Source organism: Secundilactobacillus hailunensis (assembly GCF_005405185.1).
GTDB classification, from domain to species: domain Bacteria; phylum Bacillota; class Bacilli; order Lactobacillales; family Lactobacillaceae; genus Secundilactobacillus; species Secundilactobacillus hailunensis.
In genome coordinates this window covers 1-865 of the sequence record NZ_BJDO01000118.1, presented here as the reverse complement: position 1 = coordinate 865, position 865 = coordinate 1, and the positions used below count along the sequence as shown (strand labels likewise).

Sequence of the window (865 nt, the reverse complement as noted above, 5' to 3'; positions counted from 1 at the left end):
AGAAACTGTTTGAGATCTCTAAAAGCGGCGTAGGAAAACTGAGACAAACGCTAAAGTTACCATCGTTGTACTGGTGTGCAGCTGTCGTTCACAGTTTTTCCAGAGCCGACGATATTTTTCCAACCAGCTAAAGGAGCGTTCAATTATCCAGCGTTGTGGCAACACTTCAAATTTATGTAACTCATTTCGTTTGGCGACTTGGGTGGTCGCTTTTAAATTAAGCTGGACATCCATGGCGAAATTGCGGCCACTGTAACCACCATCAACCAATACGCTTCGAACCCGGCGTAAGTTTTCGGCGTTTAAGGCTAACATGGCACTGGCGCCGTCACGGTCAGAGACATTGGCCCGCGTTAAATGAATGGCTTGCGGAAAGCCATTCATATCCACTGCTAGATGCCGCTTAATTCCGGAAATTTTCTTACCGGCATCATAGCCTTTATTCTCGGCCGTTTCGGTATTTTTAACACTCTGAGCGTCAACGATAATGAAGGAAGTTAACGCCGAACGATCCTGCTTGGATCGTAAGGTAGCGACAATTTTTTTAAAACCTGATCTAACAGTGATGGCTCTGCTGGCGTTGGTTGCCGAGACCATAAGCGAAAATACGTGTAGACCGTTTGCCACTTGGGAAAATCATGCGGTAATGCCCGCCATTGAGCGCCGGTCTTTAAGATATATAGAATGGCACAGAAAACGTCATATAAATCAACTTGCCGCGGCTTCGTCCGTTGACAAAAGTTTTCTAGTTCTGAGCGAATGACTTCAAACTGTTGGCGAGTAATATTACTGGGATAATTAGGCATAACAATTTCCTTTTTTGCAAAAGTATACCAAAACTCAATTTAGATCTCAAACAGTTTCT

1 protein-coding gene is annotated in these 865 nt (G+C 44.2%); it reads right to left on the bottom strand.

The genetic code is table 11. The features are described from left to right. Positions 1–18 precede the first annotated feature (18 nt). A protein-coding gene (locus tag FFM73_RS12565; protein WP_089121852.1) for an IS5 family transposase occupies positions 19–806 on the bottom strand; the annotation gives its coding sequence in 2 pieces (ribosomal slippage) (positions 19–548 and positions 548–806; 789 coding nt in all). Positions 807–865 lie beyond the last annotated feature (59 nt).